This is a genomic window from Nocardia sp. MH4 (assembly GCF_019266065.1).
In the GTDB taxonomy this organism is placed as follows: Bacteria; Actinomycetota; Actinomycetes; order Mycobacteriales; family Mycobacteriaceae; genus Nocardia; species Nocardia canadensis.
On the sequence record NZ_LPNR01000108.1, the window covers coordinates 50,552 to 73,566 of the forward strand.

25 protein-coding genes are annotated in these 23,015 nt (G+C 69.5%); 7 read left to right on the forward strand and 18 right to left on the reverse strand.

Translation table 11 applies throughout. The features are described 5' to 3' along the window. Positions 1–58 precede the first annotated feature (58 nt). Positions 59–928: an SGNH/GDSL hydrolase family protein gene (locus tag ATM97_RS19715; RefSeq protein ID WP_218719501.1), complete on the reverse strand. Its 870-nt coding sequence runs from the start codon at positions 926–928 to the stop codon at positions 59–61. Positions 929–1,064: 136 nt separating this feature from the next. On the opposite strand from ATM97_RS19715, the gene ATM97_RS19720 reads away from it, so the two are divergent. Beyond that, entirely contained in the window at positions 1,065–2,453 is a 1,389-nt protein-coding gene (locus tag ATM97_RS19720; protein ID WP_218719502.1) for a cystathionine beta-synthase, read from the forward strand. 42 nt (positions 2,454–2,495) lie between these two features. Here ATM97_RS19720 and erm read toward each other — a convergent pair whose 3' ends face one another. The 3 genes from erm to ATM97_RS19735 form a co-directional block, all read right to left on the reverse strand. Then, positions 2,496–3,236 (reverse strand): ErmE/ErmH/ErmO/ErmR family 23S rRNA (adenine(2058)-N(6))-methyltransferase, encoded by a 741-nt coding sequence (gene erm / locus ATM97_RS19725; RefSeq protein ID WP_255588093.1) that lies wholly within the window; start codon positions 3,234–3,236, stop codon positions 2,496–2,498. A gap of 337 nt (positions 3,237–3,573) precedes the next feature. Continuing rightward, a complete protein-coding gene (locus ATM97_RS19730) occupies positions 3,574–4,758 on the reverse strand; it encodes an NAD(P)-binding protein (RefSeq protein ID WP_218719504.1) in 1,185 nt (394 codons plus the stop codon). Further along, the gene (locus ATM97_RS19735; RefSeq protein WP_255588075.1) at positions 4,758–5,378 is read right to left on the reverse strand and encodes a TetR/AcrR family transcriptional regulator; all 621 of its coding nucleotides are present in this window, start codon (positions 5,376–5,378) and stop codon (positions 4,758–4,760) included. Before ATM97_RS19735 ends, ATM97_RS19730 begins: the two co-directional genes overlap by 1 nt. A 219-nt stretch (positions 5,379–5,597) precedes the next feature. Between ATM97_RS19735 and ATM97_RS19740 the strand changes: the two genes are divergently transcribed. After that, positions 5,598–6,437 carry a hypothetical protein gene (locus ATM97_RS19740; RefSeq protein ID WP_218719506.1) on the forward strand — a complete coding sequence of 280 codons (840 nt, stop codon included), beginning with the start codon at positions 5,598–5,600 and terminating at the stop codon, positions 6,435–6,437. Positions 6,438–6,493: 56 nt separating this feature from the next. Here ATM97_RS19740 and ATM97_RS19745 read toward each other — a convergent pair whose 3' ends face one another. Beyond that, positions 6,494–6,766 (reverse strand): DUF6401 family natural product biosynthesis protein, encoded by a 273-nt coding sequence (locus ATM97_RS19745; RefSeq protein WP_255588076.1) that lies wholly within the window; start codon positions 6,764–6,766, stop codon positions 6,494–6,496. Positions 6,767–6,956: 190 nt separating this feature from the next. Between ATM97_RS19745 and ATM97_RS19750 the strand changes: the two genes are divergently transcribed. Further along, positions 6,957–8,243 (forward strand): NtaA/DmoA family FMN-dependent monooxygenase, encoded by a 1,287-nt coding sequence (locus tag ATM97_RS19750; protein WP_218719508.1) that lies wholly within the window; start codon positions 6,957–6,959, stop codon positions 8,241–8,243. Positions 8,244–8,247: 4 nt separating this feature from the next. Here the strand turns inward: ATM97_RS19750 and ATM97_RS19755 are convergent, their stop codons facing one another. Then, on the reverse strand, positions 8,248–9,018 hold the full coding sequence (locus ATM97_RS19755; RefSeq protein ID WP_255588077.1) for a maleylpyruvate isomerase family mycothiol-dependent enzyme: 771 nt from the start codon (positions 9,016–9,018) through the stop codon (positions 8,248–8,250). Continuing rightward, positions 9,015–9,629: a TetR/AcrR family transcriptional regulator gene (locus tag ATM97_RS19760; RefSeq protein WP_218719509.1), complete on the reverse strand. Its 615-nt coding sequence runs from the start codon at positions 9,627–9,629 to the stop codon at positions 9,015–9,017. The genes ATM97_RS19755 and ATM97_RS19760 overlap by 4 nt, the downstream gene beginning before the upstream one ends. A 161-nt stretch (positions 9,630–9,790) precedes the next feature. Between ATM97_RS19760 and ATM97_RS19765 the strand changes: the two genes are divergently transcribed. Further along, entirely contained in the window at positions 9,791–10,120 is a 330-nt protein-coding gene (locus tag ATM97_RS19765; RefSeq protein WP_218719510.1) for a hypothetical protein, read from the forward strand. Positions 10,121–10,141: 21 nt separating this feature from the next. On the opposite strand, the gene ATM97_RS19770 is transcribed toward ATM97_RS19765, so the two are convergent. Continuing rightward, on the reverse strand, positions 10,142–11,323 hold the full coding sequence (locus ATM97_RS19770) for an acyl-CoA dehydrogenase family protein (RefSeq protein ID WP_218719511.1): 1,182 nt from the start codon (positions 11,321–11,323) through the stop codon (positions 10,142–10,144). 99 nt (positions 11,324–11,422) lie between these two features. Here ATM97_RS19770 and ATM97_RS19775 point away from each other — a divergent pair, with 99 nt between their 5' ends. Continuing rightward, a complete protein-coding gene (locus tag ATM97_RS19775; protein WP_218719512.1) occupies positions 11,423–12,565 on the forward strand; it encodes a cystathionine gamma-synthase in 1,143 nt (380 codons plus the stop codon). 95 nt (positions 12,566–12,660) lie between these two features. On the opposite strand, the gene greA is transcribed toward ATM97_RS19775, so the two are convergent. Next, the gene (greA, locus tag ATM97_RS19780; RefSeq protein WP_218719513.1) at positions 12,661–13,152 is read right to left on the reverse strand and encodes a transcription elongation factor GreA; all 492 of its coding nucleotides are present in this window, start codon (positions 13,150–13,152) and stop codon (positions 12,661–12,663) included. A gap of 238 nt (positions 13,153–13,390) precedes the next feature. Beyond that, positions 13,391–13,849: a DUF4307 domain-containing protein gene (locus ATM97_RS19785; RefSeq protein ID WP_218719514.1), complete on the reverse strand. Its 459-nt coding sequence runs from the start codon at positions 13,847–13,849 to the stop codon at positions 13,391–13,393. 121 nt (positions 13,850–13,970) lie between these two features. Here ATM97_RS19785 and mca point away from each other — a divergent pair, with 121 nt between their 5' ends. Next, on the forward strand, positions 13,971–14,831 hold the full coding sequence (gene mca, locus ATM97_RS19790; RefSeq protein WP_218719579.1) for a mycothiol conjugate amidase Mca: 861 nt from the start codon (positions 13,971–13,973) through the stop codon (positions 14,829–14,831). Continuing rightward, positions 14,831–15,091 (forward strand): hypothetical protein, encoded by a 261-nt coding sequence (locus ATM97_RS19795; protein ID WP_218719580.1) that lies wholly within the window; start codon positions 14,831–14,833, stop codon positions 15,089–15,091. The genes mca and ATM97_RS19795 overlap by 1 nt, the downstream gene beginning before the upstream one ends. Before the next feature lies 1 nt (position 15,092). Here ATM97_RS19795 and ATM97_RS19800 read toward each other — a convergent pair whose 3' ends face one another. From ATM97_RS19800 to adh, 8 genes are all read right to left on the reverse strand, one after another. Then, positions 15,093–15,299 (reverse strand): hypothetical protein, encoded by a 207-nt coding sequence (locus ATM97_RS19800; protein WP_218719515.1) that lies wholly within the window; start codon positions 15,297–15,299, stop codon positions 15,093–15,095. Positions 15,300–15,351: 52 nt separating this feature from the next. Further along, positions 15,352–15,750, reverse strand: coding sequence for an NUDIX domain-containing protein (locus ATM97_RS19805; RefSeq protein ID WP_218719516.1), 399 nt, complete (start codon positions 15,748–15,750; stop codon positions 15,352–15,354). 50 nt (positions 15,751–15,800) lie between these two features. Further along, on the reverse strand, positions 15,801–17,063 hold the full coding sequence (locus ATM97_RS19810; protein WP_218719517.1) for an HAD family phosphatase: 1,263 nt from the start codon (positions 17,061–17,063) through the stop codon (positions 15,801–15,803). Position 17,064: 1 nt separating this feature from the next. After that, positions 17,065–17,841, reverse strand: a complete 777-nt coding sequence (gene eutC / locus ATM97_RS19815; RefSeq protein WP_308248556.1) for an ethanolamine ammonia-lyase subunit EutC — start codon at positions 17,839–17,841, stop codon at positions 17,065–17,067. A gap of 104 nt (positions 17,842–17,945) precedes the next feature. Further along, positions 17,946–19,358, reverse strand: a complete 1,413-nt coding sequence (locus tag ATM97_RS19820) for an ethanolamine ammonia-lyase subunit EutB (RefSeq protein ID WP_218719519.1) — start codon at positions 19,356–19,358, stop codon at positions 17,946–17,948. Between the two features lie 72 nt (positions 19,359–19,430). Beyond that, the gene (gene eat / locus ATM97_RS19825; RefSeq protein WP_218719520.1) at positions 19,431–20,858 is read right to left on the reverse strand and encodes an ethanolamine permease; all 1,428 of its coding nucleotides are present in this window, start codon (positions 20,856–20,858) and stop codon (positions 19,431–19,433) included. A gap of 163 nt (positions 20,859–21,021) precedes the next feature. Continuing rightward, positions 21,022–21,417, reverse strand: a complete 396-nt coding sequence (locus ATM97_RS19830; protein WP_218719521.1) for a DUF779 domain-containing protein — start codon at positions 21,415–21,417, stop codon at positions 21,022–21,024. Between the two features lie 13 nt (positions 21,418–21,430). Then, positions 21,431–22,948, reverse strand: a complete 1,518-nt coding sequence (adh, locus tag ATM97_RS19835; protein WP_218719522.1) for an aldehyde dehydrogenase — start codon at positions 22,946–22,948, stop codon at positions 21,431–21,433. Between the last annotated feature and the right edge of the window lie 67 nt (positions 22,949–23,015).

The window sequence follows — 23,015 nt, forward strand, 5'->3', positions numbered from 1 at the left end:
GGACTCCTTTTCGGATGGTTCTGTGAACGGCTGTTTACCTTGCCGGTCTTTCGTGAATCTACGTCTCGCCGTGCGCGACGGGAAGGGCAGGTCGGCTGCGCACCGCCTCGACGAGGACCGGAAGCAGCTGGGCGGCGGCCAATTCGTACCCCGCCGCGGAGGGGTGGAATCCGTCGGTGGCGAACAGTATTTCCGGGGCGGCGCGGAACTCCGAGGCGACCAGTGGTGAACCCATCGGCACCGGGGTACCACCTGCCAGCGTGGTGGCGACGGTCTGCGCCTTGGCCAGACGCACGCTCCAGTTCGCCACCACCGTGCGCAGCGGCTGCTGGATCGCGGTGACGGTGCCCAGGTTCGGGCAGGTGCCGACGACGACCAGCGCGTCGGCCGCGCGCAGCCGCGACACCGCGGCGGCCAGCCTGCGCGCCGAGGCCCGGATGGAGTGCTTCTTGGTGATGTCGTTGGCACCGACCAGGATGACGGCGGCGTCCGGCGGCGGCCCCGCGACGAACATCGCGTCCACCTGCCCGGCCAGGCCCTTGGAGGTGGCGCCGGAGATCGCCTTGGTGCTGAGCCGGATGCGCGAGCCGGTGGCGTCGGCGAGCCCGCGCGCCAGCCGCACGCCCGGGACGTCGGCCGCGCTCAGGCAGCCGAGTCCGGCGGCGGTCGAGTCACCGAAGATCATCAGGTGCAGGTCGCTGGGTACGCCCTTGCGCCACGGTTCGGGCAGCTGCGCGCCGGGAGCGTAGACGCCGTCGGCCTCCGGTGGTTTGGAGGTGTCGCGCCCGATGACCGCGCGCGCCGCCCCGGCCTGCGTCATCAGCAGTCGATACGTCGCCCAGGAGACGGTGCCCGCACTCGATCCGGCGAGCACGGTGGTGGCCCCGGTGACGACAGCGGTCCGCCAGCTGATTCGAGGTGCGCTCACATCCGAAAATTCTACGGCGCGAATCGGCCGCGCAGCAGCTGCCGGACCGGCCGAGCGCGGCGCCGCCGGTGGTGCCACTGCTCACAGGATCCGACCAGGTCGCGACGTCGAGCTACGGCTCTGCAACGATGGGGGTATGCGTATCGCGGATCATGTCGTCGACCTCATCGGCAACACCCCTCTGGTTCGGCTGAACTCGGTGGTCGGCCCGAACGCGGGCCTGGTCGCCGCCAAGATCGAATACCTCAACCCGGGCGGCAGCTCCAAGGACCGGATCGCGGTCAAGATGATCGACGCCGCCGAAGAGGAAGGGCTGCTGAAGCCGGGCGGCACCATCGTCGAGCCCACCTCGGGTAACACCGGTGTCGGCCTCGCGCTGGTCGCCCAGCAGCGCGGCTACAAGTGCGTGTTCGTCTGCCCGGACAAGGTCAGCGAGGACAAGCGCAACGTCCTGCGTGCCTACGGCGCCGAGGTCGTGGTCTGCCCGACCGCCGTGCCGCCGGAGCACCCGGACAGTTACTACAACGTCTCCGATCGCCTGGTCCGCGAGATCGAGGGCGCCTGGAAGCCCAACCAGTACGCCAACCCGGGCGGCCCGGACAGCCACTACGAGACCACCGGTCCGGAGATCTGGCGCGACACCGAAGGCAAGGTCACCCACTTCGTCGCCGGCGTCGGTACCGGCGGCACCATCACCGGCACCGGCCGCTACCTCAAGGAGGTCTCGGGCGGCAAGGTGAAGATCATCGGCGCCGATCCCGAGGGCTCGGTGTACTCCGGCGGCACCGGCCGCCCGTACCTGGTCGAGGGTGTCGGCGAGGACTTCTGGCCCTCGGCCTACGACCCGAGCGTTCCCGACGAGATCATCGCCGTCTCCGACGCCGACTCCTTCGAGATGACCCGCCGCTTGGCCCGCGAGGAGGGCCTGCTGGTCGGTGGCTCCTGCGGCATGGCCGTGGTCGCCGCGATCGAGGTCGCCCGGCGCGATCCCGACGCCGTGGTCGTGGTGCTGCTGCCCGACGGTGGCCGCGGCTACCTGTCGAAGATCTTCAACGACAAGTGGATGAGCTCCTACGGCTTCCTCACCACCCCGCTGGAGGCCGGGCCCGAACCGCTCGTCGGCGACGTGCTGCGCGGCAAGTCCGGCGCGCTGCCCGACCTGGTGCACACCCACCCGTCGGAGACCCTGCGCGACGCGATCGAGATCCTGCGCGAGTACGGCGTCTCGCAGATGCCGGTCGTGGGCGCCGAGCCGCCGGTGATGGCGGGCGAGGTCGCCGGCAGTGTCACCGAGCGCGACCTGCTCTCGGCCGTCTTCGAGGGCCGGGCACAGCTGACCGACTCGGTGGCCCAGCACATGAGCCCGTCGTTCCCGCTGATCGGCTCGGGCGAACCGCTGTCCACCGCCACCAAGGCGCTGTCCGACTCCGACGCCCTGATGGTCGTCGAGGACGGCAAGCCGGTCGGCGTCATCACCCGCCACGACCTGCTCGGCTTCCTCAGCACCGGCTCCATCGGCCACTGAGCCCGCTGCCGCCCCGCGCGCCGGGGCGGCAGCGGTGCCCGGCTAGCGGGTGAGCGCGGAATGCAGGGCGACCCACTGTTCCGGGTGGACGTAGGCGACCACGGTGTCATCGGCGATGCCCGCCTCGGCCAGGGCCGCGTCCACGCCCTGGTATCGGGCGCGCAGCGAGGCGCGCACCGTGCCGCCGACCCCGGAGAATCCGGTGCGCACCAGTTCGGTGTAGGAGTCCCGGTGCGCGACAAGCGGTTCCGGACGCCGGTCGATCCGCAGGATGGCGGAGTCGACGGCGGGGACCGGCCGGAAGCTGGTGCGGTGCACCTGTCCGTGCAGCCGCCAGCCGAACCACGGCCAGCTCGTCGCGGTCAGCAGACTCCACCGCCCGTAGTCGCCGGTGCGTTTGCGCGCGTATTCCCGCTGGGTGAGCAGGGTCGCCGAGGTGAGCGCCGGTGCGGCCAGGCACCAGTCGACGATCTCGGAGGTCACCGAGAACGGGATGTTCCCGACCACCGCGAACGGCGTGCGCGGCGCCTTGGCCTTGGTGAAATCGCCACGCACCACGCGGATTCCGCGCTCGGCCCTGGTCTGCGCCGAGAGTTTCGCCGCCAGCAGCGGATCGATCTCGTAGGCCGTGACCCGCGCGCCACGGCCGGCCAGCGCCCGCGTGAGGACGCCTTCCCCCGCGCCGGGTTCGAGTATCTCGCCCGCCGGATCGGCGACCGTCAGCATCGCGTCGACGGCCGTCCGGTCCACCAGAAAGTTCTGCGAGAGCGTCCTTCTCGCCAGATCGCGCGGCGTCCGGCCGCCGCCGCGCCCGGTGACCTTGCGCTGAGTGTGTGAGTAGTTTCGGTGTGCAAAATCCTGCGCCACGGCAGTTGCCCCTTCGGGTCATCGAGTAGGTGAGAGCTCGATGGGCCCTGGGCGCGCCGGTGGACGCCGATGAGGTATCCGCGTCCGCTAGCGGGCCAGAGCCCGGGCGGAGCGGATGCGAATGAACACGTTGCACGCGAACATGGAAGACGACATGTGGCTCACCCTAGGAATCGGGTGGCGAGCGGCGCAACCGAATTTCGGCCCGACCCGACCGACATCGGGAATCGTCGATCGGATCGGTCACCGACGGCTAGGCGGGGTCGGTGCTCGGCACAGCGCTGGACGCTGTACGCAGGCCGGCGACGGCCGACGCGGCGGCGGTCAGGGCGCTGTTGATGGCGATCTCGCCGCGCATTCCCGGTGCCGCGACCATGTCGCCCACCAGATACACCCCGTCGCCGCGATCGATGGCGGGCCGGTCGCGCCAGGTGGTGCCGGGCAGGTCGAGAGCGCCCGTGCGGCCCTTCGCCGTCGCCGTTCGGTGGAAGGTGGTGCGCGAGCGCCACTCCGGGACGGTGGCGTCGGCGAAGGCTTCCAGGCGGCGGTGCGCCTCGGCGCGGGACTCGGTGTCGCGCACCGGCATCTGGAGCTGGAACAGTGATTCGCCCGTCGGCGCGATGGTGTCGTCCTGCATCGTGTAGCTCTCGTGGAAGCCGCCCGCGTCCAGGTCGAAGACCAGGTTGCGGTCGCGGCTGTCCTTCGTCACGCCGAGGTCGAGCAGGGCGGTGAAACCGCTGACGCCGCGCAGGGAGTCGTCGCCGAGCAGCCGTCGTGCGGAGTCCAGGTCGGTGGCGACGATGACCGGCCCGCCGGTGGGCACCGCGTCCACGCGCGAACCAGTATCGATCGCCACGCCCAGTTCGGTGGCGCGGGTGACCATCCGGTCGATGGTCTGCTGCCAGCCGCCCCGCACCCAGCGGACCGCGGGCACGGCGGGCCCGAGCACCCGCTGGAACAGGTCCCAGACGAAGGCGGCCGAGAGCCTGCCGGTGTTCGCGTCGTAGGTGACCACGCTGATCGCGTTGGCGATCTGCGTGGCGGTGCGTTCGCCCCAGCGCTCGGCGGCCCAGCGGTGGAAGTCGACGTCGACCGGGGCCTGGAGCCACTTGCGTGACTGGGCGCGCAGCATCCCCAGCGGCGGTGCCTTCCGGATCCGGTCGTCGGCGCGGAAACCGATCTTCACCGCCTCCCCGATCGACGGGAAGCCGAGGCCGGCGACGAAACCGCGTTCCTTCAACCAGCGGTAATGCGGTCCGTCGGCGTAGAACACGTGGGCGCCCTCGTGTGCCACGTACGGCGCCGGGGTGGCCCGCCCGCGACCGCCGAGCGTGCGGTGCGCCTCGTGCAGCACGACCGGTGCTCCGGTCTCGGCCGCGGCGATCGCGGCGGTCAGGCCGGCCAGTCCGCCCCCGACAACGGTGATGGGTGTACGCATCAGCTGTCCTCTCCCTCGGTTCCCGCCCGGTCGAGCCGGGCGGCGATCAGCTCTGCGGTGGCTCGCAGATAGCGGTCGGCGTCGACATTCGCCGGGTGTCCGCCGTCGAAGATGTCGCGCATCATCCAGAAGTGCGCGAGCGCGCCGACCAGGACGGCGGCGGTGGCATCCCAATCCCGAACACGCGCACCGGGACCGGCGAGTTCGATCAAGCCACGGGTGACCGCCGACATGACCACCGCGTACTCCTGCTGCCGGAACACCTCCAGCAGTTCGCCAGGGATCGAGTTGTCCCGCAACAGGATCCGGGTCACGTCCCGGTCGTGGTCGAGGCGCGCCAGGCCGATCCGGCACAGCGCGACGAGCTTCTCGACCAGCTCGCCCCCGGCGGTGTGCGAATCCAGCGCCGCGGCGATGGAGAACTCCGGCGACAGGAAACGATTCCACTCGCCGCGATCCTCGAGCCGGGTCGCCACGGCGCGCACCAGCAGTTCGTCCTTGGACGTGAAATGCCGGTACAGCGCCCCCGACCCGCCGGACAGTCCGGCCGCCTGCTCGATCTGGGCGACCGAGGTCTTGGCGAACCCCTGTTCCCCGAACAGGCGCAAGGCCTCGGTCATGATCCGGTCCCGCGATGTCGGCGTCACATGCCCTCGTCGTAAGTAACCACTTACTTACACGATGACCGAGAAGACCACGGGGCGCAAGACCCCCTCCGACCAGCCGCCGACACCCGATTCCGGCAAGAGCAAATTTCTCGCAAATTGACGATTCGGCTCCGAGAACCCGGGTACCCACCGAAGGACGGCATCCGGGTGGGACGAGCGAAAGGACGTGTTGTGGACAACTCCGTAATCGCGATCGACTTCCAGCAAGGTTTCACCGATGCCTGGAGTTCGGTAGCGCAATTCCTCCCCAAATTGGCCGCGTTCGTCGCCATCCTGGTGATCGGCTGGATCATCGCGAAAGTGGTCGCCAAGATCGTCGACGCGGTGCTCGAGCGCGTCGGATTCGATCGGCTGGTCGAGCGCGGGCAGCTCCAGAAAATGATGTCCCGCAGTAAATACGACGCCTCCGATCTCCTCGCGAAGATCGCCTACTACGCCATCCTGCTGATCGCGCTGCAGATCGGTTTCGGTGTCTTCGGACCCAACCCGGTCAGCGATCTGCTCACCGGCATCGTGGCCTGGCTGCCGAAGGCGGCGGTGGCGATCGTGATCGTGGTGATCGCGGCGGCCATCGCGCACGCGGTGAGCGAGCTGGTCACCTCCGTGCTCGGCGGGCTGTCCTACGGCCGGATGCTCGGCCGCATCGCCTCGGTGTTCATCTGGGGAATCGGCATCATCGCCGCGCTGAACCAGATCGGCGTCGCGACCTCGGTGACCACGCCGATCCTGATCGCGGTGCTCGCGACCATCGGCGGCATCCTGGTGGTCGGTGTCGGCGGCGGCCTGGTCCGGCCCATGGAGCAGCGCTGGAACAGCTGGCTCGGCAATCTCGAGGCGGAGATGCCCGCCATGAAGGGTCATGCCGAGGCCTACCAGCGTGGCCGTGAGGACGCGGCGCGCGCGGGTGGGCAGGTCGCGGCGCCCGCCGAAGGCGCGCAGCAGTGGGTCACCCCCGGCGCGGGCTACCCGGAGCCGGGTCGCCCGGAGTGGGGCGGCGACACGGCACGCTGACCGACCGGCGCCGGCGTTCCGTCACCGTCACGGTGGCGGAGCGCCGATTCCGGTGTTCAGGCCGGTTCAGCGTGCAGGCAGACCGCGGCCAAGCGCAGCTGCCACCAGTCGGCCGTGTGCCAGGAGTGCGGGGCCGCGGGGAGCAGCGCCTCGGCGACCTGGTCGAGCAGCCCGCGCGCATACCCCGACAGCAGAATGGCGATCGGAATACGTGCCGATCCGCCGACGCCGAAAGCGAGAATGTCCCGCACGGCCGCGCCGTGCTGGTCGAGCTGAGCCGACAGGCCGGGGGCCTGCGCGGCAGCGGCCGCCGCGGGAACTCCGTACATGGTATTCAGTTGTCGCAGATTTCGACGTGCCGATAATTCGAGCAACGCGGGGCCGGGCGCAAACACCACCAAATGGTAACAATCCCGAGTATCCGGCCGACGGCTAACTCGGCGCTATCGCGCATTCCGCTCGAATTGTGTTGAGCGCAACCATGGTCGGGCCCGCCGCCGCTCTGCTGGACTGGCCGGCATGGGCACCGAACGCCGCAAGTTGAAGACCGTCACGGGCGTGAGCGGGTCGCGTGATGTCTACGCCGCCGCACTCGATCCGACTCGCTCCACCCTCGACGAGGCCCAGCGCATCGCCCGGATCGCCGAGGACAACAAGATCGGCGCGGTATTCGCGGCCGACCTGCTCGCCTTCGGCGCCCAGGGCGCGATCGGCGCGCAGGAACCGCTGATCCAGCTGGCCGCGCTGAGCGCGGTGACCACCCATGTCGGCCTCATCGCGACGGTCACCACGACCTTCCAGCACCCGTTCAACCTGGCTCGGCTGTTCGGCACCCTCGATCACGTCAGCAACGGCCGCGCGGCCTGGAACGCGGTGACCTCCTCCCTCGGCGAGGAGAACTACGGCGACCAGGATCTGCCGCGCCCGGAGGAGCGCTACGCCCGCGCGACCGAGGTGCTGACCGTGGTCAACGCGCTGTTCGACAGCTGGCGGCCCGGCGCGCTGCGGCCCGACGGTCACTGCGGCGCGACGCTCGACGAATCGCGGGTGCGGCCGATCGAGCATGCGGGACAGTACTTCTCGGTGCGTGGACCGCTGAACATCCCGCCGCTGCCGCAGGGCAGGCCGGTGCAGTTCCAGGCCGGGCAGTCGGCGGGCGGCATCGAACTCGGCGCGCGGTTCGCCGAGGTGGTGTTCACCTCGCTGCCGACGCTGGAAGACGCGGTCACCTATACGAAGAAGATCCGGACCCGCGCCGCGGAACTGGGCAGGGCGCACGGCCTGCCGCTGATCTTCAGTTCCTTCCACGCGACCTACGGCGCCACCGAAGCCGAGGCCCGCAGACTCGTCCGCGAGGCGGCCGAGGCCACCGACTTCGACGCGGGCCGCCGTCAGCTGGCGGACATGCTCGGCGGCGACATCGACCTGTCCGACCTCCCGCTGGACAAGCCGCTGCCGGAAAGCCTGCTCCCGCAGCTGGATACGGTGCGTCGCCGACGCGGCCGGGTGGAGATCTTCAGCAAGCTCGCCGCCACCGGCGCCACCCTGCGCGAACTCGTCGTCGCCGCCGCGGACACCGGCCACTGGGCCGCCGCGGGCACCCCGGAGCAGCTCGCCGACGCCATCGAGGAGCGCTACCGGGCCGACGTGCTCGACGTGATCTCCCTGGGCGGCCTGGCGCAGGAGCGCACCCGCGACTTCGTCGTCAACGGCCTGCTTCCCGAACTGCGCCGGCGCGGGTTGGTCGACTCCGACTACCTGGCGGGCACCTATCGGGAGAACCTGGAGCTGCCCGCGATCGGCTAGCGGTTCAGAACGGCACCTCGGTGGTGAGCAGCCCGGAGCCGCTCGCGCGGCCGGACAGGATGCGGCAGAACTCGATCGCGTCCAGCTCGAGCATCGGGCCATCGGCCGCGCCGCTCGCCCAGGTACCGCCCGCCGGGCCGTGCAGGGTGAGCCGGTACGGGGCGCCGTGGCGCTGGGCCCACTCGCGGACGACATCGTCGACGACGCGGCCGTCGTGCTCGGCGGTGAGTTCGAGCGGCCGTCCGGTCGCCCGGCTCAGATCGATCCGGTGCATCCACGGGTCGCGGGTGAGGATCACCTCGGTCAGGTAGCCGACCGTCCATCGCTCGTCGACACCGTTGACCCGCTCGGACCCTGGCATCGCCAGCTTGCGCAGGAAGCCGGGCAGCCTGCGCCGGGCGGCCGCGGCGCGCGGACCGAGGCGGGCGAGCAGGGCGGTGAGCTCGGCGGGGGAGCGGACGCCGTAGCGGGTGACCTGGAAGGCGGTCAGCGCGTCGATGCGCTGTTCCTCGCCGTTCGGCCGTCGATCGGCGACCCGGTTCTGCCGGATCATCTCGGTGATCGACGCGGTCATCGCGGCCATCCCGACGACGTGCGAGATCAACTGGTGCACAGTCCAGTCCGGGCAATCGGTGGGCCGATCCCAGTCGGCGGGGTCGAGCGCCGCGACGGCGCCGGCGATGCGGGCGTATTCGGTCGCGGCCAGAGTCATCGACTCGGGGCGGGGCAGGGCGCTGCGGCGCGGTGTGGTCGGCGCCGGGGTTGTCGTGGTCATGGGGGATCCCTCGGTTCCGGGGGCAGGCCGACGCTGTCGGCCCACATGGTCATCGCGCGTTCGATCAGCCTGCGTCTGCTGTCGCCGGCCGGATCGTTGGCGAGTTGCTGGTCGATGAGGCCGCCGATCAGGCTGAACCAGATCTCGATGTCACCCCGATCGGTGACACCTGCCTCGGCGAACATGGCGACGGCCGCGCGCACCACCCGCACCGACGGTGCGAACGCCGCGGGCGAGGGCTCGAACCCGGGCACCGTGCGCTGATTCATCAGCTGGTAGCGGGCCAGGTCCGCGACCGCGAAATCGAAGAAGCCGTAGGCGAGGGCGAGCAGCCGGGCCCGCGGCGCGGTGGGCAGGGTGGCGGTCACCCGGACCGCGTACTGCTCGTATTCGGTCCACGCCTGCTCGAACATCGCGTCGTAGATCGCGAGTTTGGCCGGGAAATGGGTGTACAGCGAGGGCGCGCGCATGCCGACCCTGGCGGCGACATCGCGCAGGGTGATCTGCGCCAGCCCGTTCTCCCTGGCGAGTTCCCATGCGACCTGCAGGATCTCCCGCCGTGTCGCCTCACGGCGTTCGGCCTGCCTATCGCGAGTAGTTTCACCTAACACAGTTAGAATTGTGATGCATATCACAACTCTCGTCAAGGGTTTATCGTAGGTCTCGGGGTGCGGCGAAGTTGCGTCAACGGGGCGCCGGGTGGATTCTGAGCGGGTAGCACCGACTCGAGACAACTTTCGGCTAACCAGCACGGCGAGCGAAGGGGCCCGTAGTGGACGTCACCGAACCGGCCATTCAGCTGCTCGGCATGACCCCTGTATTTCCTGCTGTCGCAGGGTATTTGGCGCGCGAGGGCGTCGTCCGCTCGTTGCGCCGGTCGCCGTACGCCCCGCTGCTCGGCAGGCTCGTCGCCGCGTTCGCGTGGGGCTGCGGCGGTTTGGCGTCGCTCACGGTGCTCGGCATCCCGGCAGCGATCACCGTCCCGATCGCGCTCACGGTGCTGACCGTCGTGGTCTCGGTGCTGGGGATCGCCTTCGCGGGCGGCCTGATTCGGCCCGCGCCGGTAGCCGGGCGCGGGCCGGGGGTGCCCACCGGGCGCTGACCCCGACCGGCCGGGTTCCGGCTAGCGGAAGGCGTTCGCGTCGGTCAGCGCCTTGCCGATCACCAGCTGGTGCACCTCGGCGGTGCCTTCGTAGGTGAGCACCGACTCCAGGTTGTTCGCGTGCCGCAGCACCGGGTAGTCCAGCGTGATCCCGTTGGCGCCCAAGATGGTTCGGCACTCTCGGGCGATCGCGATGGCCTCGCGGGTGCTGTTGAGCTTGCCCGCGCTGATCTGCTCGCCGGTGATCTCGTGCCGGTCCTTCAACCGGCCCAGGTGCAGCGCCAGCAACTGGCCCTTGCCGAGCTCCAGGGCCATATCGGCGAGCTTGGCCTGGGTGAGCTGGTAGGCGGCCAGCGGCTTGTCGAACACCTCGCGGGTGCGCGCGTAGTCGATCGCCGAGGCCAGACAGTCCCGCGCGGCGCCCAGCGCGCCGAAGACGATGCCGAAGCGGGCCTCGCTCAGACACGCCAGCGGGGAGCTCAGCCCGCCCGATGCGGGCAGCACCGCGTCGGCGGGCAGTCGCACATCGTCGAAATCCAGTGCGGCGGTGAGCGAAGCGCGCAGCGACAGCTTGCGGTGGATCTCGCGGGTGGTGAAGCCGGGAGTGCCGGCGGGCACCAGGAAGCCGCGCACTCGCGGCTTGGCCTCGCCCGGCTCCTCGGCGTAGGCCCAGACGACGGCGATGTCGGCGACCGAGCCGTTGGTGATCCACATCTTGGACCCGTTGAGCACCCAGTCGTCCCCGTCGCGCTTGGCCCTGGTGCGCATCCCGCCGGGGTTGGAGCCGTAGTCGGGTTCGGTGAGCCCGAAACAGCCGATCACCTCGCCCGCCGCCATCGCGGGCAGGTACCGCTGCTTCTGTTCCTCGGAGCCGAAGAAGTGGATCGCGGTCATCGCCAGCGAGCCCTGCACCGAGACCATGCTGCGCACGCCGGAGTCGACGGCCTCGAGTTCCTGGCACGCCAGGCCGTAGGCGGTCGCCGAGGCCCCGGCGCAGCCGTAGCCCTCCAGGTGCATGCCGAGCAGTCCGAGCTTGCCGAGTTCGGGCGCGATCTCCCTGGCCGGGAACGTGCCTGCCTCGAACCAGTCGGCGATGTGCGGGCGCAGCCTGCGCTCGCCGAAACGGGCCACCGTGTCGCGAATCTCGCGCTCCTCCGGGGAGAGCAACGGGTCGATCGCGAACAACTCTTCGACAGTCACCATGGCGCCAGCGTAGCCGCACGGTCGGCGGGGAATCCGGCACTCGGTACACCGCGAATACCCCTGCGCACGGCCCGGAAACCGGCCAACTAGTCTGAGGCCATGAGTGAGCTGGGATTCTCGACCAGGGCCATCCACGCCGGATATGAACCCGATCCTCAGACCGGTGCGGTCAACGTGCCCATCTACGCGAGCTCCACCTTCGCCCAGGACGGCGTCGGCGGCATGCGCGGCGGCTACGAATACGCGCGCACCGGCAACCCGACGCGCACCGCGCTGGAAGGCAACCTCGCCGCCCTCGAATCGGGCAGCTTCGCGCGGGCTTTCGCCTCCGGCATGGCGGCCACCGACTGCGCGCTGCGCGCCACCCTGCGCCCCGGCGATCACATCGTGATCCCCGACGACGCCTACGGCGGCACCTTCCGGCTCATCGACAAGGTCTTCAGCCAGTGGGGCATCGAGCACTCGCCCGCGCACATCGCCGATCTCGACCAGGTGCGCGCGGCCATCCGCCCCAACACCAAGCTGGTGTGGATCGAGACCCCGACCAACCCGCTGCTGAGCATCGGTGACATCCCGGCGCTGGCCGACATCGCGCATGAGGCCGACGCCAAGCTGGTCGTCGACAACACCTTCGCCACCCCGTACCTGCAGCAGCCGCTGCTGCTCGGCGCCGACATCGTCGTGCACTCGACCACCAAGTACCTGGGTGGGCACTCCGACGTCGTCGGCGGCGCCCTGATCACCAACAGCGAGGAGCTCGACACCGCGTTCGCGTTCCTGCAGAACGGCGCGGGCGCGGTGCCCGGCCCGTTCGACGCCTTCCTCACCTTGCGCGGCATCAAGACCCTGGCCGTGCGGATGGAGAAGCACTGCGACAACGCCGAGGTGATCGCGGAGTTCCTGACCAACCACCCGGCCATCTCGCAGGTGATCTACCCGGGCCTGCCGACCCATCCGGGCTACCAGATCGCGCAGAAGCAGATGCGCCGCAGCGGCGGCATGATCTCGGTGCGACTGGCAGGCGGCCGGGAGGCCGCGCTGAAGTTCTGCTCGCGCACCGAGATCTTCACCCTGGCCGAGTCGCTGGGCGGTATCGAGTCGCTCATCGAGCACCCGGGCGCGATGACCCACGCCAGCACCGAGGGTTCGGCGCTGGAGGTCCCCGCCGACCTGGTGCGCCTCTCGGTCGGCATCGAGGACATCAGCGACCTGCTCGCCGATGTCGAGCAGGCTCTGAGCTGACCGGGACCCCACAGATGACGAAGCGGCCGCATCCGATGTTCGGGTGCGGCCGCTCGCGTTCGGGTTCGGTGGGTGCGGGCTCGGTCAGGCCAGGATCAGCCGTGGTACGGCTCGGCGCTGACCAGCGTCACCTTCATGGTGTTGCCGTTGGGCAGCGTGTACTCGCGGGTCTCGCCCACCTTGGCGTCGATCAGCGCGCCGCCCAGCGGGGAGTTCGGCGAGTAGGTCTCGAGGTTGGTGGCGCCCAGGCCCTCTTCGCGAGTCGCGATCAGGAAGGTCTCGGTGTCGTCTTCGTCGCCGTCGTAGTAGACCGTGACGACCGAACCCGGCAGGGCGACGCCGGACTTGGTGGGGGCGACGCCGACCTTGGCGTTGTTCAGCAGCTCCTGCAGCTGGCGGATCCGCGCCTCCTGCTGGCCCTGCTCCTCGCGCGCGGCGTGGTAGCCGCCGTTCTCCTTGAGGTCGCCCTCTTCGCGGCGCTCGTTGATCTCGGCGGCAATGACCGGACGATTGGCAATGAGCGAGTCCAGCTCGCCCTTGAGCCTGTCGTGCGACTCCTGGGTAAGCCAGGTCACATTCTCGGTCATCTCGATCACTCCCTAGTAGTTGTTCCCGGCGCACCGGGATTCCCTGAAACCGGCGCTGTACCCTCCGGAGGAGGGCATGCACCAGCCCGACGGCTGGAGCGATCCTGGGGGTGAACCCGTAACCCGGAAACAGCACCGCTGGCCGCCAATGCAGCAAACACGGCTCCGAGCCCCGGAACCGTGTATCAGGCCATTTTAGCATGTCTCATAAATATGCAGGTCAGGCTAGGCGAGCCTGCTATTCGGCGCGCAAATAGCCCGGGACCTGGTCGGTGCAGCCGTAGATATCGCCCGCCGACGGGCGCGCGGAGGACCTGACCGTGGTGGTCACCTGGACGCTGGTGGAATCGGAGCCGGGCACGAGCACCTCCCGCCTGCCGACCTCGGCGCTGTCGCGATCCATGGCACGCACGAAGCAGACGACGGGCTGCCGCGGGTCGTCGCGGGTGACCTTCATCCGCACCGTCAGCGTGGCGTCGTCGACGACCACGTAGCCGAGTTGCTCGGTCTCGATCGCCTTCGGGCCGTACTTCTGGAACCCCAGAAAGGCGACGCCGACCCCGGCGACCAGCACACCGATCCCGAGAACGACCAGCACCCACGTCCGGCGCGCCGGTGGTTTTGTGCCGTAACGGTCGGCGTGTCGGGCTGCGGCGGCGGCCGAGGTCGCCGCGGAGTCCGGTGCGGGCTCGGTCATCGGTTTCTCGCTCCCGGGGGTGGTCGGAACAAACGGGGGGTCGGATGGAACTATAGGGAACGAAGTTCTGACACCCGCGAGCGAGAGCGATGGTGAACGAGACGTGAGTGGCCTTCGCCTCATGGCGGTGCACGCACACCCCGACGACGAATCGAGCAAGGGCGCCGCGACCATGGCCAGGTACGCGGCCGAGGGCGTCGACGTCCTGGTCGTGACGTTGACCGGTGGTGAACGCGGCAGCATCCTCAACCCCGCGATGGACACCCCCGGTGTCCTGGACCGGATCGAGGAGGTCCGGCGCGAGGAGATGGCCGCGGCCGCCCACGCGCTGGGCGTGCGCCAGCACTGGCTCGGCTTCGTCGACTCCGGCCTGCCCGAGGGCGACCCGCTGCCGCCGCTGCCCGAGGGCTGCTTCGCGCTGGTGCCGCTCGAGGAGTCGACCGAGGCACTGGTGCGCGTCGTGCGCGATTTCAAGCCGCACGTGATCACCACCTACGACGAGAACGGCGGCTACCCGCATCCGGATCACATCCGGTGCCACGAGGTGTCGGTCGCCGCGTACGAGACGGCGGGCGATCCGGCGAAGTTCCCCGCGGCGGGCGAGCCGTGGACCCCGCTCAAGCTGTACTACGACCACGGTTTCAGCATGAAGCGCCTGGAGGCCTTCGCCGAGGAGTACGAGCGCATCGGCGAACCGTTCCCGCTGCAGGAGTGGCTGGACCGGATGAAGCAGTTCAAGCGCGGCGATTCGTGGAGCCGGGTCACCACCCAGATCGAATGCTCCAAATACTTCCCCCAGCGTGACGACGCCCTGCGCGCGCACGCTACCCAGATCGATCCGAACGGGGCGTTCTTCGCGATCCCGTTGGAGATGCAGCAGCGGCTCTGGCCGACCGAGGAGTTCGAATTGGCCAAGACGAGGGTGAGCACCGCCATCCCGGAGACCGACCTGTTCGCCGGCATCGAGGACGCCGACCGGTGATGTTGGTCTACCTCGCTCAGAACACCCCGACCGGACCCGAGTTCGGCAAGGCGTCGCCGCTGGGCCTGCTGGTCATCCTGATCCTGCTCGCGGGCACCGTGCTGCTCGTGCGCTCGATGAACAAGCATCTCAAGGGCCTGCCCGAGACGTTCGAGCCCGAGCACCCGGAACCGGACCAGAAGGCGGACGAGGGCACCGAGCCGGGCGCCATCGAGCCGGAAGCCGGCGACAGCACCCCGCCGGCCCCGAAGACCGACTGAGCTAGGGCAGCTGCGCCATATCGGTCACCAGCTCGCCGACCAGATCCCTGGCGGCGGCCGCGTGCTCGGCCAGCTGCCGCGGCGCACCGGTCGCGCTGAGCTCGATCATCTTGTTCATCAACCCGAAGATGACCACGAGCCTGCGGAGCGCGGCTCTGCGCTCGGCCGCGGTCAACTCCGTGCTCTGTAGTGCCTCTGTCCCCGTCACGAGAGTGTGATCGTCGCACCGGCGCGCAATGTTTCGCCGAAACGCCTGGTACTCACCAATCGATGAGGTCGAGCTCGTGGAGGCGGCGGAAGACCATCATGGAGCCGGGGGCCACGTGGTCCATGGCGGCGTATTCGCTGACGGTGAAGTAGCGGAATTCGGCGATTTCGCCGGTGGCGTGGGGTTCGCCGGTGAAGTCGGCGAGGAAACAGGTCATGTGCAGGCCGGTGTTCTTGCCGTGACCGAAGGCCTCGGCCTCGAAGATGCCGAGTTCGGCGACGCCGGAGAGCCCGACGCCGAGTTCCTCCTCGATCTCGCGATGGAGCGCCTCCAGGGGGGTTTCGCCCGGATCGATCTTGCCGCCCGCCATGTAGAAGACGTCCTTGCCTTCCGGGCGCGTCTGGATCAGCCTGCGGTCGCGGACATGGGCGAGGGCGGCGGTGCGGATCATGGAGATCACTCTAGGGTGACTCGCCACATCGTCGACCGGTGATCCGGCTCTCACCCGAACACGAGGTCCTGCTGATCGGGGATCACGCTGCCGTCGGGACGGTGCAACGGCGCGCCGCCGCCCGAGGGGGTGATGTAACCCGCCGTCGCGCAAGGGTACGGATCGGACTTGCGCGGCTTGGGGCCGAGGAACATCGGGTTCACCACCCACGTGCCGTCCGCCGAGCCGTAGGCATTGCACATCAGTTCGGTCTTGTTGCGGTTGATGACCAGGCGCAGGCCGGTCGCGTCGCCGAGGAAGACCACGTCGGTGTCGGAATCACCCGCGGCGAAGGCGGCGCGCCGGTCGGCGGGCAGCTGCTGGAAGGCCGCGGCGCCCCGGACGCCGAACACCTGCTCGTTGATCCGGCACCGCTTGCCGTCGATGTAGGTGATCACCTGGTCGGTCCCGGCATCGCCACAGCCGGGGAGGTGCCCGGTGTAGACGCCGTTGTCGGCCAGCAGGGGAACGCCCATGACCCGGTCACCGGGGATGTTCAGTTCCTCGGCCCAGACCTTGACCACCGGTTCGGCCGAGGCGGAGATGATGCGTACGTCGAACCCGTTGTCCCGCAGCACCCGGATGAGGTCCGTCATCTGCGGGTAGTAGCGCACCCAGCCGTCGACCTTCGTGGTGCCGACGGTCTGCTCGGCTCCTTCGGCCGCGGCGAGGTTCTGCGCGCGGGCGGCGCGGGCGAAGTCGGTGATCTGGGCCTCGGTGTAGCCGCGCATCAGCTGAACGACCAACGCGTAGCCGGGTTCGGTGCGGCGGTGATCGTACTGCGTGAAGGCGGCTTTGCCCGATGTGGTCTTGGCGCTGTCGGCCACCGCGACCAGCTCGTCGGCGCAGGCGGTGTTCGTCGAGGTGGGCAGCGGGGTGTTCGGATCGGCGGCACCGCAGGCCGCGGCGAGCGCGCCCGCGGCGTCCGGGCTCAGATGCGCGCCGACCGTGGCCCAGTTCCGGTCGACGGGCTGCAATACCTTGTCGTTGGCCAGCATCCAATAGAACGTGGCGACGCCGATATCGTTCTTCACGACCGTGTTGTCCCAATCGAACAGCGCCAGCGGCGCCGCGCCGGTACCGCCCGCGCCGCACCGCCCGGTCTCCTCGATGAACCGCGCGATCCGTTCCTTGTTGTCCCCGTACCAGACCTGGCTCGCGTCGAGGGTCGAACAGGCCTCCGACACCGAGCGTGATTCGTCGGTTCCGCAGGCGGTCGCGGTCATCAGGGCAGCCGTCATCGCCACCGCCGCGAGGGCGGAGATCTTCGTCATGTCAGTGGTCCTTGTTCTCCAGCGCCGCGGCGATGGTCGAGGTATCTGCGCCCAGACTGTCGGCGCGGGAGGTGTCCTTGAGGTCGACGCCCGAGCGTCCGAGCCTGCGCGCGCCCGCGACCAGTCCCGCCACGACGCGGGCGGCGTCGAGGTAGGTGAGTCCGTCGGGCGGGTGGATGTTGGAGATGCAGTTGCGCTCGGCGTCGGCGCGGCCGGGACGCGGGGCGTGGGTCAGATAGATGCCCAGACTGTCGGCGACCGAGAGGCCGGGGCGTTCCCCGATGATCACCAGGACCGTCCGCACGCCCATCGCCGCGGCGATGTGGTCGCCCAGGGCCACGCGCGCCTGGGTGGCGATCACCGGCGGGGCCAGGGTGTAGCGGTCGGCGAGTTCGTCGGCCAGCGCGCCCAGCAGACCCGCGCCGTGGTCGGTGAGCGCGCGCGGGGACAACCCGTCGGCGAGCACGAAACCGATGTCGGCACCGTGGTTGTCGATGCCGGACAGGTCGGCGGGCAGCCTGCCGAGGTCGGGACGGCGCAGATATTCCGAGCGGTCGGCGGCCTTGCTGGTCACCGTCACCGGCTCACCCAGGCCCATGCTCGCGATCTGCTCGGTGAAGATCTCCACGTCGAGCGGGACGTGCACCGCGTCGCGGGCGGCGGCGTGCGCGGCCCGCAGGGCCAGGACCTCGGTGGTGGGCAGGGCGTCACCGGTGCGGCCGAGCCCGATCCTGGCCTGGGTGTTGCGCCGCAGATCGCGCCAGAACTCCTGGGCCACAGCGGCTTCGGCGCGCTCGTCCGGTGTCGACTCGCCCACGACGTGTCCTCTCGGCTCGGTATTCGATCGCACGATGCGCAGCACGGGCTTGGTCGCGATGGGTTTCATCGGTTCGCCGCCAGGGCGCGCAGCGGTGACGACAGCGGTGCCACCTGGCGGATCCGGCCGTTGGCGTCGAGCATGCCGAGCCCGGACAGCCACGCCTCGAATTCCGGTGCGGGGCGCAGGTTCAGCACCTGCCGCGCGTAGAGCGCGTCGTGGAAGCTCAGGCTCTGGTAGCCCAGCATCACGTCGTCGGCGCCCGGCACGGCGATGACGAAGGCGCAGCCCGCCGCCCCCAGCAGGGTGAGCAGGGTGTCCATGTCGTCCTGGTCGGCTTCGGCGTGGTTGGTGTAGCAGACGTCCACGCCCATCGGCAGGCCGAGCAGCTTGCCGCAGAAGTGGTCCTCTAGCCCGGCCCGGATGATCTGCTTGCCGTCGTAGAGGTACTCGGGTCCGATGAACCCGACGACCGTGTTCACCAGCAGCGGCCGCAGCTCCCTGGCGACGGCGTAGGCGCGTGCTTCCAGCGTCTGCTGATCCACCGGCCGATCACCCACGCCCAGATGAGCGTTCGCGCTCAGCGCCGAGCCCTGCCCGGTTTCCAGGTACATCACGTTGTCGCCGACGGTGCCGCGCGCGAGTGAGCGTCCGGCCTCGTTGCCCTCGCGCAGCAGCGCGAGGTTCACGCCGAAGCCGGCGTTCGCGCCCTCGGTGCCCGCCACCGACTGGAACACCAGATCCACCGGCGCGCCCGCCTCGATCAGCCCGATGGTCGTGGTGACGTGGGAGAGCACGCACGACTGGGTCGGGATGTCGAAGCGCAGCCGGACCTCGTCGAGCAGGTGCAGCAGGTCGGCGGTGGCCTGGGGCGAGTCGGTGGCCGGGTTGATGCCGATCACCGCGTCACCGCAGCCGAGCAGGAGCCCGTCCAGGGTGGCGGCGGCGATCCCGCGCGGATCGTCGGTCGGATGGTTGGGTTGCAGCCGGGTGCTCAACCGGCCGGGCAGGCCGATGGTGGTGCGGAAGCCCGCGGTCACCACGGTCGCCTTGGCCACCGCGATCAGATCCTGATTGCGCATGATCTTGCTGACCGCCGCCACCATCTCCGGCGTCAGTCCGGGCGACACCGCGGCCAGCGTCGTCGCGGCGTCGTCGGTGGCGGCGACCGCGAGCAGCCAGTCGCGCAGCCCGCCCACGGTGAGGTGGGCGATCGGGCCGAACGCGGTGCGGTCGTGGCTGTCGATGATCAGCCGGGTGACCTCGTCGGTCTCGTACGGCACGACCACTTCGTCGAGGAAGGTGGTCAGTGGCACGTCGGCCAGCGCCCACTGCGCGGCCGCCCGTTCGGCGTCGGTCGCGGCGGCGCAGCCGGCGAGCTGGTCGCCGCTGCGTTCGGGGGTGGCCTTGGCCAGGAGATCGACCAGGCCGTCGAACGTATAGGTCGTGGTGCCGGCGGAACTGCGGTACACGGTCATCGGGTGCCGCCTCCTTTCGCGGGATCGGTGACCCGGCGGCGATCGCGTCGCCGCCGGGTGCCTGGGGTGCGGTTACTCGAGTTCTTGTTCGGCCTTGGCCAGCGCGGCGAATTCCTCGTCGGGCGACTTGGCGACCAGGTGTTTGCGACTGTAGAGGCCGAAGTAGGCCATGAAGGCACAGAACACACCGAGGGTGAACAGTGCCGCCTTCGGGTCGACCAGGAAGGTCGCCGCGACCGATGCCGCCGCGATGACCAGGGCGAACGAGGTGGTCGCGATGCCGCCGGGGGTGCGGTAGGGGCGCGGCATGTTCGGCTCGCGGACCCGGAGCACGATGTGGCTCACCATCATCAGCACGTAGCTCACGGCCGCGCCGAACACGGCCATGTTCAGCAGCATCGCGCCCTCGCCGGTGAGCGAGAGGGCGAAGCCGATGACACCCGGCACGATCAGCGCCAGCACCGGCGCCTTGCGGGAGTTGGTCACCGACAGGCTGGTGGGCAGATAGCCGGCCCGCGAGAGCGCGAAGGTCTGCCGGGAGTAGGCGTAGACGATGGAGAAGAAGCTGGCCACCAGACCGGCCAGGCCGATGTAGTTGACCACCTTGGCCGCCGGGCTGTCGCCGAGCGCCTCGACCAGCGGGTTGCCCGAGGACGACGCGCCCTGGGCGCCGAGCGCGCCGGTCACCAGGAACAGCACCACCGCGCCGGTGACCACCAGCAGCAGCATCGCGACGATGATGCCCTTGGGCACGTTCTTCTCCGGCTCGGTGGCCTCCTCGGCCGCCAGTGGCACGCCTTCGACGGCCAGGAAGAACCAGATGGCGAAGGGGATCGCTGCCCAGACACCCAGGTAGCCGAACGGCAGGAACGACGAGGAACCGGCGGCGTCGGGGTCGGGCGCGATGTTGGTCAGGTTGGCCACGTCGAACTTGCCGAGCGCGGCGATCGCGAAGATGACCAGGCCGACCAGCGCGATCGCGGTGATCACGAACATCGCCTTGAGCGCCTCGCCCGCGCCCCCGAGGTGGATGCCGATGAACAGCGCGTACACCGCCAGGTACACCCACCAGCCGTCGGTGATCCCGAACAGGTTCAGCGATTCCACGTAGGCGCCGATGAAGGTGGCGATGGCGGCGGGCGCGATCGCGTACTCGATGAGAACCGCTGTGCCGGTGGCGAATCCGCCCCACGGTCCGAGCGCGCGCCGGGCGAAGGTGTAGCCGCCGCCTGCCGCGGGCAGTGCCGAGGACAGCTCGGCCATGCCGAGCACCATGGCCAGATACATGGCCGCGATGACGATCGCGGCGATCAGCAGACCACCGAAACCGCCCTCGGCGAGGCCGAAATTCCAGCCGGAGTAGTCACCGGAGATCACATAGCTCACGCCGAGGCCGGCCAGCAGCACCCAGCCGGCCGAGCCGGAGCGCAGGGTGCGTTTGGCGAGATAGTCGTCGGCGGGGGTGTCCGACCCCGCGGCGGGAATCGCGTCGGTACTCACAGGGAAATCTCCTCATCAACAAACAAGCGCGTAGCGACGGCAACGGTGATCGTCGAGGGTTGAAGAATGGTTGACGACTGTTACGGCCGTGGAACCCGCAGGTCAGCGGCGCGTATCGAGCGCCGCCGACCTGCGGAAACGATGTGATTGCGCGTGTTTCACATCACTGTTGAACGGTGTCACCGGTGGGCGGCGGCGGCTGGGATTCCAGCGCGGCCACCTCGTCGTCGGTGAGCAGGCGCGAGCGGATCAGGAACCGCACGCCTTCGGGGGCTTCCAGCGAGAAGCCGCTGCCCCGGCCGGGCACCACGTCGACGGTGAGATGGGTGTGCTTCCAGTACTCGAACTGGTCGGCGCTCATCCAGAACGGGGTCTCGCCCGGCAGATATCCCAGCAGCACGTCCGAGGCGCCCACGCGGAACTCGCCGCGTGGGTAACACATCGGGGAACTGCCGTCGCAGCAGCCGCCGGATTGGTGGAACATGACCGGGCCGTGCTGCCCGGTCAGTTCCCGCAGCAGCGTCGCCGCCTGGTCGGTGAGGTCTACTCGCCCTACCATCAGCGTCGCGCCATCAGAAGAAGCCGAGCTTCTGCGGCGAGTAGCTGACCAGCAGGTTCTTGGTCTGCTGGTAGTGGTCGAGCATCATCTTGTGATTCTCGCGGCCGATGCCGGACTTCTTGTAGCCGCCGAACGCCGCGTGCGCCGGGTAGGCGTGGTAGCAGTTGGTCCACACCCGGCCCGCCTTGATCCCGCGGCCCAGCCGGTAGGCGGTGTTCATATCGCGGGTCCACACGCCGGCGCCGAGGCCGTAGAGGGTGTCGTTGGCGATCTTCAGCGCCTCGTCGGTGGAGTCGAAGGTGGTCACCGCGACGACCGGACCGAAGATCTCCTCCTGGAACACGCGCATGTCGTTGCTGCCCTTGAAGATGGTCGGCTCGATGTAGAAGCCCCCGGCCAGCCCGTCGACGGCGCGCACCGAGCCACCGGTGAGGACCTCGGCGCCTTCCTTCTTACCGATGTCGATGTAGGACAGGATCTTCTCGAACTGATCGTTGCTGGCCTGCGCGCCGATCATGGTGGCCTCGTCGAGCGGATTGCCGCTGACGATCGCCTTGGTGCGCTCCACGCAGCGGGCCATGAACTCGTCGTAGATCGAGGACGCGATCAGCGCGCGCGAGGGACAGGTGCAGACCTCGCCCTGGTTGAGCGCGAACATCACGAAGCCCTCGACGGCCTTGTCCAGGAAGTCGTCGTCGGCGGCCATCACGTCGGGCAGGAAGATGTTGGGGCTCTTGCCGCCCAGCTCCAGCGTCACCGGGATGATGTTCTCGCTGGCGTACTGCATGATCAGCCGGCCGGTGGTGGTCTCACCGGTGAAGGCGACCTTGGCCACGCGCGGGCTCGACGCCAGCGGCTTGCCCGCCTCGACACCGAAGCCGTTGACCACGTTGAGCACACCCGGCGGCAGCAGATCCGCGACGAGTTCGACCACCTTCATGATCGAGGCCGGGGTCTGTTCGGCGGGCTTGAGCACCACGGCGTTGCCCGCCGCGAGCGCGGGCGCCAGCTTCCAGGTCGCCATCAGGATCGGGAAGTTCCACGGGATGATCTGGGCGACCACGCCGAGCGGCTCGTGGAAGTGGTAGGCGATGGTGTCGGCGTCGACCTCGCTGATCCCGCCCTCCTGCGCCCGCAGCACGCCGGCGAAGTAGCGGAAGTGATCGACCGCCAGCGGCAGGTCGGCGGCCAGGGTCTCGCGGACCGGCTTGCCGTTGTCCCAGGTCTCGGCGACGGCCAGCGCCTCGAGGTTCGCCTCGATCCGGTCGGCGATCTTGTTCAGGATGTTGGCGCGCTCGGCGGCGGAGGTCGCACCCCAGGCGTCGGCGGCGCGGTGGGCGGCGTCGAGGGCCAGTTCGATGTCGGCCGCGGTCGAGCGGGCGATCTCGCAGAACGGCTGCCCGTCCACCGGCGAGGTGTTCTCGAAGTACCGGCCCTCGACGGGCGGGACCCACTTGCCGTCGATGAAATTGTCGTACCGCGGCGCGTAGCTGACGATGCTGCCCTCGGTGCCCGGCTTGGCGTAGATCATGTGCGGAGGCTCCTCGCTGATTCCGGTGAAGCGTGACGCCCATCACTATCCGCCGCGAGGGTTGATG

Bases quoted from the DNA above. Each gene is read 5' to 3' on its own strand.
- ATM97_RS19720 (WP_218719502.1), top strand. From the start codon at position 1,065: ATGCGTATCGCGGATCATGTCGTCGACCTCATCGGCAACACCCCTCTG.
- ATM97_RS19730 (WP_218719504.1), bottom strand. From the start codon at position 4,758: ATGCGTACACCCATCACCGTTGTCGGGGGCGGACTGGCCGGCCTGACC.
- ATM97_RS19735 (WP_255588075.1), bottom strand. From the start codon at position 5,378: ATGACCGAGGCCTTGCGCCTGTTCGGGGAACAGGGGTTCGCCAAGACC.
- ATM97_RS19745 (WP_255588076.1), bottom strand. From the start codon at position 6,766: ATGTACGGAGTTCCCGCGGCGGCCGCTGCCGCGCAGGCCCCCGGCCTG.
- ATM97_RS19750 (WP_218719508.1), top strand. From the start codon at position 6,957: ATGGGCACCGAACGCCGCAAGTTGAAGACCGTCACGGGCGTGAGCGGG.
- ATM97_RS19755 (WP_255588077.1), bottom strand. From the start codon at position 9,018: ATGACCACGACAACCCCGGCGCCGACCACACCGCGCCGCAGCGCCCTG.
- ATM97_RS19770 (WP_218719511.1), bottom strand. From the start codon at position 11,323: ATGGTGACTGTCGAAGAGTTGTTCGCGATCGACCCGTTGCTCTCCCCG.
- ATM97_RS19775 (WP_218719512.1), top strand. From the start codon at position 11,423: ATGAGTGAGCTGGGATTCTCGACCAGGGCCATCCACGCCGGATATGAA.
- greA (WP_218719513.1), bottom strand. From the start codon at position 13,152: ATGACCGAGAATGTGACCTGGCTTACCCAGGAGTCGCACGACAGGCTC.
- ATM97_RS19785 (WP_218719514.1), bottom strand. From the start codon at position 13,849: ATGACCGAGCCCGCACCGGACTCCGCGGCGACCTCGGCCGCCGCCGCA.
- mca (WP_218719579.1), top strand. From the start codon at position 13,971: ATGGCGGTGCACGCACACCCCGACGACGAATCGAGCAAGGGCGCCGCG.
- ATM97_RS19795 (WP_218719580.1), top strand. From the start codon at position 14,831: ATGTTGGTCTACCTCGCTCAGAACACCCCGACCGGACCCGAGTTCGGC.
- ATM97_RS19805 (WP_218719516.1), bottom strand. From the start codon at position 15,750: ATGATCCGCACCGCCGCCCTCGCCCATGTCCGCGACCGCAGGCTGATC.
- ATM97_RS19810 (WP_218719517.1), bottom strand. From the start codon at position 17,063: ATGACGAAGATCTCCGCCCTCGCGGCGGTGGCGATGACGGCTGCCCTG.
- ATM97_RS19820 (WP_218719519.1), bottom strand. From the start codon at position 19,358: ATGACCGTGTACCGCAGTTCCGCCGGCACCACGACCTATACGTTCGAC.
- ATM97_RS19830 (WP_218719521.1), bottom strand. From the start codon at position 21,417: ATGGTAGGGCGAGTAGACCTCACCGACCAGGCGGCGACGCTGCTGCGG.
- adh (WP_218719522.1), bottom strand. From the start codon at position 22,948: ATGATCTACGCCAAGCCGGGCACCGAGGGCAGCATCGTCAGCTACGCG.